Origin of the sequence: Mycobacterium sp. E787 (assembly GCF_001668725.1) — a bacterium.
In the GTDB taxonomy this organism is placed as follows: Bacteria; Actinomycetota; Actinomycetes; order Mycobacteriales; family Mycobacteriaceae; genus Mycobacterium.
In genome coordinates this window covers 115,521-124,470 of record NZ_LZKL01000007.1, presented here as the reverse complement: position 1 = coordinate 124,470, position 8,950 = coordinate 115,521, and the positions used below count along the sequence as shown (strand labels likewise).

The 8,950-nt window shown below is 66.0% G+C and carries 5 protein-coding genes; all 5 read right to left on the bottom strand.

Annotation, left to right across the window (positions count from 1 at the left end; translation table 11 throughout):
* Positions 1-1,325 (bottom strand): PE family protein (locus A5705_RS00565; protein WP_197521220.1); only part of this gene is annotated, 1,325 nt, incomplete at its 3' end.
* A 397-nt stretch (positions 1,326-1,722) separates the two neighbouring features.
* Positions 1,723-3,264: a PE family protein gene (locus tag A5705_RS00560; protein ID WP_067878606.1), complete on the bottom strand. Its 1,542-nt coding sequence runs from the start codon at positions 3,262-3,264 to the stop codon at positions 1,723-1,725.
* Positions 3,265-3,571: 307 nt separating this feature from the next.
* Positions 3,572-5,098 (bottom strand): PE family protein, encoded by a 1,527-nt coding sequence (locus A5705_RS00555; protein ID WP_068274502.1) that lies wholly within the window; start codon positions 5,096-5,098, stop codon positions 3,572-3,574.
* A 502-nt stretch (positions 5,099-5,600) separates the two neighbouring features.
* Positions 5,601-7,112, bottom strand: coding sequence for a PE family protein (locus tag A5705_RS00550; RefSeq protein WP_068274500.1), 1,512 nt, complete (start codon positions 7,110-7,112; stop codon positions 5,601-5,603).
* Between the two features lie 285 nt (positions 7,113-7,397).
* A complete protein-coding gene (locus tag A5705_RS00545) occupies positions 7,398-8,843 on the bottom strand; it encodes a PE domain-containing protein (protein WP_068274498.1) in 1,446 nt (481 codons plus the stop codon).
* Between the last annotated feature and the right edge of the window lie 107 nt (positions 8,844-8,950).

Below are 8,950 nucleotides of genomic sequence, written 5' to 3'. Positions count from 1 at the left end.
GCCCCCAGGTTGGGCAGCGTGATCGACGGCAGCCCCGGCAACGGCGGCAACGTGAAACTCGGCAACCCCGGCAGCGACAGGTTGATCGGCGGCAACCCCGGCAACGTCAGGTTCAGCGCCGCGTTGAGCGCCGCGTTGATGTCCGCCCCCAGGTTGGGCAGCGTGATCGACGGCAGCCCCGGCAACGGCGGCAACGTGAAACTCGGCAACCCCGGCAGCGACAGGTTGATCGGCGGCAACCCCGGCAACGTCAGGTTCAGCGCCGCGTTGAGCGCCGCGTTGATGTCGGCCCCCAGGTTGGGCAGCGTGATCGACGGCAGCCCCGGCAACGGCGGCAACGTGAAACTCGGCAACCCCGGCAGCGACAGGTTGATCGCCGGCAACGTCAACGCCCCCGACAGCGCCGCGTTCAGCGACGCACTGAGGTTGGCGCCCAACCCATTCAGCGCGGCCGAGAGCTCCACGCCCAACGGACCCAGGTTCGGGAACGTCAGCGCCAGCGCAGGCAGACCCGGCAACGACGCCAGGAAGTTCGCCGCCAGCGTCTCGCCGGTCTGCAGCGCGCCGTTCAGACCCGCGCCGATGTTTCCGGCCAGATTACCCAGACCGTTCAGGCTCGCCGCGAGGTTTGCGGCCAGCCCATTGAGGCTGCCGCCCAGGCTCGCGGACAGGGCCGCGCCGATGTTGATGCCGAAGTTGGCGTTCAGCAGTGCGTTGAGGGCGCCGTTGGCCTGGGCAAGGAATTGAGCGCCCATCGCGGAAAGGGCCGCGCCGCTGTTTTCCAGCGCGAGTCCGGCCTGGACGATGGCATTGCCCGTCTGAACCAGCCCGTTGCCGATGCCGGACAGAATGAAACCGCCGGTCTGGAAGGCGAGTCCGCCGAGTCCGGCGCCGAGGAGTGTTTCCAGGGTGCCGCCAAGGGCCGCGCCCAGACTGCTGCTCACGCCGAGCGAAAGAGAGCCACCAATCGCGGCGCCCAACCCGGAAATCGCACCGCCTATCTCAGCCGCCAGGTTTCCACCGCCCGACAGCAGCGCGGCACCGTTGGCGATTTCAGCACCCGCGTATGCGGCCGCGCCGCTGCCCAGCGCGCCGACGAACGCGTTGTGGAACGCCGCAACTTCGGCGTTGAGTGCCTGATACTCCTGGCCGAAGTTGCCGAAGAGCGCAGCGATCGCGGACGACACCTCGTCGCCCGCGGCCGGCGCCAGGTTTGTTGTCGGGGCGACGATGGCCTGCGTGACCTCGTCCAGGGCTGAGCGAATACCTGCCAGATCTTGGGCGGCCACCTCGACGAGATCGGGAACGGCAACAACAAAAGACATGTTCATCTCCCCACGCGAATGAACGACATATATACGTTTATGAGCCCGAATGATCGAGGCAAGCTGAGCGTAATGGCGTGCCACGCAAGGGCATTCGAAAATGGATGTTTTCAGGATGGCTCGGCGCGTCTGCGTACGATTTGCGACGCCCGGGCGCCTTTTGGACAGGCGCTCAATAAGAGACTTAGCGTACCGCGAGGCCGCCGAGCGGGATACCAGAAGTAGTAATCGGTTGCCCGCGAAGGATTTTCAGTTCTTCGTCGCATCTCTTGCCTTGTGACCAGGGTCACTCAATCCCGGCGCGGTGTCAAGAGACAGCCTGCCGCGCGCATCCGCGAAACGAACCAAAATCCAGGGGCCGAAATCCGTTCCTCGAAATTTCTTTGGCCGCAAGACCTCAGAAGGTCAGCAAGGGAATAGAGATCAGCGGCGGAGGTGCTGCGGGTGCGCCGATCGCTTGCGCCAGCTGTTCAGGCGCGTAGTTCACCAGGAACGGCAAAAGCCCGCTGAACGGCGTACTGCCGGCGCCCAAGTTGACATCGACCGGCGGCAAAACGGTCCCTCCTAGAGCAGTGACCGTCGCCGTCACCGGGTAGTAGCCCGGCGGGTGCAGTATTCCGTCGAGCGGGAAGTTGGCGACCACGGTGACGTTCACTAAACCTCCGATTGCAGGCCCGGTCAGGCTCGAGAGGTTCAGCGCGTAGGGGTAGGTCGCCTGGCCGTTGAGGAAGCCGTTGGCGATGTAGGCCGGCGCGTCCACGAGGGCGGCGAACGCCGCGGAGCCGTTCCCGGCCTGGACCGCGGACTCGAACAGCGACGCGGCGTATCCGGCCGCCTCGAGTGTGGCGGCAGGCGGGCCCAACAGGCTGGCGCCGAACACCAGTGGCAGCCCGACGGCGTTGTCGAGAGTCAGGCTCGGGGTTGGGAGGACTTGCTGGACCACTAACGACGAAGTGACCCTTGTATTGGTTAGCGTGCCAATGACATTCGCAAAATTGTGCGCGATTTCGCCGGGTATGGCGGAGACCGGCTGGTAATTGCCCGTCTCGAATGCTGTCACGATGGTCTGGCCGTAGCCGATCTGGTTGGCGACGAACTGCCGAAGGAACGGGAACGGATCGGCTAACCAACCGCCTGTCAGGCTGTTCAGGTTGACCCACGTGTTGTAGAACAACGCCTCGTACGGACCGGCGATGCCGGTGAAATACGGGCCCGCGGCGGCTTGCACGTTCACAATTCCCGGAAGCAGCGAGTTCACAACGCCGGTCAACGTACTGGTAAGGCCGCCAAGCGTGGTGGGCAATCCGGGAAGGATGCCCGTCAGAAGCGATCCGAGGTTGGGCCCTAGTGAACCGAGGCTTCCCAGCGAGCCCAGCACCCCCCCGAGTGAACCGACGCCGCCGAGGAGACCGCCGCCGCCGGTCAATCCGCCGAGCAGCCCGCCGCTGCCACCCGTCAAACCACCCAGCAGTCCACTGGCGCCGCTCGTGCCGCCGGTCAGACCACCCAGAAGTGAGCCGCCGGACGTACCGCCGCCGAGGAGACCGCCGAGAAGACCACTGGCGCCGACGCTCTGGGCGGCCCCGGCGCCTACCAACGGGGAGCCCAGTATCGCCTCAGCCGGCTCGTTGATCGCGTTCGCCACAGCCTGCTCGGCGTTGGCGATCTCGGTGCTGAGATAGGCGCGCGCGCCAGCGCTCAGCAGCCTGACGAACTCGGCATGGAACGCCTGGGCTTGGGCGCTGAGCCCCTGGAATTCCTGCCCGAAGTTGCCGAACGTCGCCGAGATGGCGGCCGAGACCTCGTCCGCGGCTGCGGGCAGAAGTCCCGTCGTCGGGCCGGCAGCGCTCGACGCTGCCTCGGCTATCACCGAGCGGATGCCTGACAAGTCCTGGGCCGCCGCTTGTACCTGCCCCGGCGCCGCGATCACAAACGACATTCCCGACCCCCTCGATTTTTGGTTGCCGCTGTGTACCCCGAAAGCGTCAAGATAAACGTGCGCCTAATATTTGCCGTTCGCGGGCCCGTCAAGCCCCGTTCACCAGCGCAAGAGGGGCTTCGCCACGCCGACCGAGTCGGGCTGCTCCTGATCGCCGAATGCCGACGCAAGCACTTCGGCGTGTAGGGGCACGGCGCCCCTCGACGCCGTGCCCCGCAACGGCTACCCAGCGGCCGCGATCGCCGGCGCCGGTTGTTTCGGGCGCGCGCTGATCGGCGTGCCTGCGACCGGGGCTATCCGTATTGCGTCACGGCGTGATCGCCGCCGCGAGCTGAGACCCGAAGCTCAGCAGACCCGGAATGAGGCCGCCGATCGGGGTGCCGGGGAGCGGTCCCCCGCCCCCACCGAGAACGAGCGGACTCAGCGGGGTGAGCAACCCGCCCAAGGGAACTTCGGCAACTGAATTGAGAGTCAAGAGCGGGAGGCCGCCGGCCGTGACGGTCACTGGCAGGGTCGGCAGACTGATGAACGTCTGGCCGTTGAGGAAGCCGTTGGCGACGACGGCCGGAGCATCGATCAGGGCCGCTGTGGCTCCCAGCGGATCCCCGCTTTGCACCGCGGTGACAAATGCCTGCGCGCTGGAATTGAGGGCGCTCAGCGCGTTTGCGGGGGCGCCGATCCCGTCGAGCAGGACCTGCAGAGGCAAGCCGAATGTGATTCCGAGGTCGCCCGGATTGAACGTCGAGCCGAAGTTGGTCAGCGCGGTGACCACGTTGGTGAAGTTCTGCGCCATCTGGGCGGGAATGGAGCCCGCGGGCAGCAGATTGGTGAAGCTCTGCGCCATCTGCCCCGGAATGGCAAGGATCGGCGCGAGGTCCCCCAGCGGGCCCAGCGGGGTGATGGGGAGCGGCGTCGCCGTCGGCGAGCCCAGCAGGCTGATGTCGAAGCTGAGCGGCTGGAAGCCGGGAAGTACGACGTTCTCGAGGCCCTGGGCCACGGCGTTTACGGCGCCCTGGACATTGCCGGCAGCGAGGGCCGCACCGGCGGCCTGGAAGCTCGCGGGCAATCCGGCCAACCCGGTGACGAGGTCGGTGCCGGCATTCTGCAACCCGGTGACGATCGTCTGGGCGTAGCCGATCTGATTGTTGACGAACTGCTGCAGCAAGGCCCCTGGGTTGAACGTCGCCAGGCCCTGAATGCCGGACTGGATGGTGGTCGGCAGGTTGGCCAGCTCGACGGGCAGGTTTTGGATTCCGGTCACGATCGATGAGCCGATCGTCTGCGCGTAGCCGATCTGGTTGTTGGCCAGCTGGTGCAGGAATGGGAACGGGTTGGCCGAGAACGTAGCTCCGATGGCCTGCAGGTTGGTGACGGTGTTGGAGACCAGCGCCTGATACGGCGCGGCCACGGTGGCGCCAAACGAGTTCAGTCCGTTGATCGCCGAGGCCGCACCGCCGGTCTGCAGCACCCCGAGCCCGACCGGAGAGCTGGCGATCGCGTTCGAAATGGCTTGCGCGCCAGCCGGAATCTCGCCGCCGAGAACGGCCTGCGCATTGGCGGCCTCCGCGCTTGCGTATGCGCCCGCGCCCGCGTTCATCAGGGAGACGAACTGCTGGTGGAACGCTTGCGCCTGCGCGCTGACAGCCTGGAATTCCTGGCCGAAGTTGCCGAACAGCGATGCGATCGCGACCGATACCTCGTCCTGCGCTGCCGTCGCTATCCCGGTCGTGGGGCCGGCCGCGGTCGCCGCGGCCTCGGCCAGCGCGGAACGAATGCCCGCCAGGTCCTGGGCGGCGCTTTCGACCAGCTCGGGCGTAGCGATCACAAACGACATCTGACTCTCTCCTTGGCTCAATCAAGAGGTGACCGGCGGTCACTCGTTATCCAGCGCGAAACCAACGGGGACCTCGCGCACAGGCGTGCGTCGAGGCCCCCCGGCTCTTTTCGCTGCCGGTTACCGACAGGGAACTTACCCAGCAGTAACCAAGACAGACACGAGCCTAATAAGCCGCCACCCCGAAGGAAAAAGACAATTTGCGTTTTCACAGCGTTCGTTACGCTTCGTGATATTTGGGCGGTTGAGCACCATGGCTGCAGCTCGAGGGCAGCGGGGCGATGGCAAGGCCGAACCAAGGAGAATCATTACCGGCGGCAACGCCACAGAGGTCGGGTCGTTGAGGAAGGCATCGGCAACGACGGCCGGCGATCCAGGAAGGTGGCGACGCCCCGCGGATGCGTTACCCGGCCTGCGGCGCTGACTCGCGCCGCCCGGTGGAGACGGTTGAGGGGAAGGGCGCCGGCTGACACCGGCGCCCTTCCCGCGCGATAGGTGCCGCCTAGGCGATGGCCTGCGCCAGCTGGGCCGGGAAGCTCAGCAGGCCGGGGATGATCCCGCCAATTCCGGTGCCATTCGGAATGATGAGCTGTTGCCCGTCAAGAAACACCTCCGGAATGGTGAGCGGGGTGAGGATCCCACCGAAGGGAATTTCGGTGAGCGACGTGAACCCAAACAAGCTCGCCGGGGGCAAAGTCAGGTACGTCGTGCCATTGAGGAATCCGTTCGCGACGACGGCCGGAGCGTCGAGAACTGCGGCGAGCGCTCCGAGGCCATCTCCGGTTTGGACGGCGCTGCCAAAGGCAACCGCGCTGGAATTCAGCGCGCTCAATGCGGTGATCGGCGAGCCGACCGCGTCGAGAACCAGTTGCAGTGGAATCCCGAAATCGAGGCTGGCGGTGAGGGCGTTGAGGGTCGTTCCGAAATTCGTGAACGCTTCGACAAGGTTGGTGGCGTGTTGCGCGATCTGCGCCGGTATGGAGCCCGGCGGCAGCAAGTTGGTGAGGTTCTGTGCCATCTGCCCGGGGATGGCAAAGATCGGTGCCAAATCTCCCAGCGGGCCGATCGGGACGATCGAGAGAACTCCATTTGGCTCGACGACGATGTTGAAACCGGGGAGGAAGACGTTCTCCACGCCTTGCCCAAGGGCAGTCGCCGCGCCGACGAGGTCTCCGCTTGCCAGGGCCTGGCCGGCCGCCTGGAAGCTCGCCGGCAAACCGGCCAACCCGGTCACCAGGTCGGTACCGGCGTTCTGCAGCCCGGTGGCGATCGTCTGGGCATAGCCGATCTGATTGTTGACGAACTGCTGCAGTAAGGCGCCCGGGTTGAAGGTCGCCAAGCCCTGGATACCGGTCTGGATCGTCGCCGGCAGATTGGCCAACTCGGCGGGCAGGTTCTCAATGCCGGTCGCGATCGACGAGGCGATCGTCTGCCCATAGCCAATCTGGTTTGTGGCGAGCTGGTGCAGGAACGGGAAAGGGTTCGACACGATGGTGTTACCAATAGCCTGCAGGTTGGTGGCGGTGTTCGAGACCAGCGCCTGGTACGGCGCGGCCACCTTGGCGCCGAACGAGCTGATCGCGTTGATTGGCGCGGCCGCCCCGCCCGTCGGAAGCGACCCTAGCCCAATTGGCGAGCTGGCAATCGCGTTCGAAATGGCTTGCGCGCCAGAATGAATCTCCTCACTGACAAACCCGCCGAGGCCACCGTTGCCCAGCACGGTCTGCGCCGCATTGGCGGCCTCGGCGCTGGCGTAGGCCCCGCCACCCGTGTTCATCAGGGAGACGAACTGCTGGTGGAACGACTGCGCCTGAGCGCTCACGGCCTGGAATTGCCGGCCGAAGTGGCCGAACATCGACGCGATCGCAATCGACACCTCGTCCTGCGCCGCGGTCGCTATCCCGGTCGTGGGACCGGCCGCGGTTGCCGCGGCCTCGGCCAGCGACGAACGAATACCCGCCAAATCCGTGGCCGCGCTCTCGACCAGATCTGGCATTGCGATCACAAAGGACATGTCCACCCTCTCCTCGGGCCACCGGGCGGTGACCGACGGTCACTCAATTAGACACACGTCGAATAAGGCCCCGCGCACGAATGTGCACGAGGCCCCCCTCGACTCTTCTCGCAGCCGGTTACCGCGCAGTAATCTTACCGGTCGGTAACCAAGACAGACGTGAGTCTAATAAGCGATGTGCTTTTGTCAACACGACAGCGAGGGCGACCGCATGTTGCGAGGGGTTTGGGCCGCGATATCCCAACGTCGCAGGTCGACGGGCCGTCGACGCCGCGCCCGCGGCTGCTACATGACCGGCGGTGCTCCGATCGCCTGCGCGAGGGTTGCGGGCAGGAAGACCAGTAGGCCGGGCAGGATGCCTCCGAACGTCGTGCCGCCGAGCGTGATCGATCCCGGCCCGAACGCGGGGATGCTGAGCGATGCGAACTGCGGAGGAGTCAGAATCCCACCCACCGGGATGGCCGTGATCGTTTCGACCCCCTCGGGAGGCAGACCGCCGAGCAGCGCCGGCAGGGGTAGCGTCGCTTGGCCATTGAGGAAGCCGTTCGCGATGACCGCGGGCGCGTCGATCAGTGCGGCAACCGCCCCGAGTCCATCGCCGGTTTGCACCGCGCCGATGAAGGCGCTCGCGCTGGTTCCGACCGCTTGCAGCGTGGTGACCGGCGGGCCGAGCGCGTCAAGCGCGAGCACCAGGGGCAGCCCGACGTGCAGATTGCCGGTGTTCAAATCCAGCGTCTGCGACAGGTCCGTCAGCGTCGTGAACACATTGGTCGCGTTCTGCGCCACCATCCTCGGAATGGATCCAGCGGGAAGCAGATCCGTGAAGTTCTGCGCCATCTGCCCGGGGATGCCGAGGATGGGCAGCAGGTCTCCCAACGCGCCGCCGGGCGCGATGTCGAGAAGCCCGGTAACGGGATCGACGGTGACATTGAGGTTGGTGAAGACCGGGGCCAGGAAGGCGCCGCCGACTTGCAGCAGTCCGCCAGTGACGTCGCCGCTCATGATGGTCTGGAATCCGGTTTGCAGGTTGGCGGGGAACGCGGTCAATCCGGCCATGAAGTCGTTGCCGGCGTTCTGCAGCGAGGTAGCGATCAACTGCGCGTAGCCGACCTGTTGGTTGACGATCTGCTGGAGGACGGGCGCCGGGTTGAAGGTCAACACTCCCTGGCTGCCCGCTTGGATCGCTGCGGGCAGGTTGGCCACCTCGGCGGGCAGGTTCTGGATCGCGGCCTGGAATCCGGTGCCGATGGCCTGCGCGTATGCCGCCTGGTTGTCGACGAGTTGGTGCAGAAACGGCGCCGGGTTCGCCGCGATCGCACCGCCGAGGCTCTGCAGGTTGGTGGCGGTGTTGGAGACCAGCGCATCGTAGGGGGCGGCGACGGTGGCGCCGAATCCCGTCACGGCGTTGAGGGCGGCGGGTGCCATATCGGTGAGCACCGTTTGCTGGACGTTGGCAACCTCCGCGTTCGCGTAGGCGGCCGCACCGCTGTTCGTCAAGGAGATGAACTCGGCATGAAACGCCTGCGCCCGGGCGGCCATGGCATGGAACGCCCGGCCGGCGTCGCCGAACATCGCAGCGATCGCGATCGATACCTCGTCCGAGGCCGCGGCCATGATCCCGGTCGTGGGGGCCGCCGCGGTCGCGGCGGCCGCGGCCAGCGACGAACGAATGTCCCCCAAATCCTGGGCCGCCGCCTGGACCAATTCCGGCGTCACGCTCACAAACGACATGCCGACCCTCGCCTCCTTGCCCGATGCCAGTTCTTACTTGCAAGTAAGATCTTTTCGGCGCGGCCGACGCAGACCATCGGTCAAAGGGCGTAGAAAACGTCGTCAGG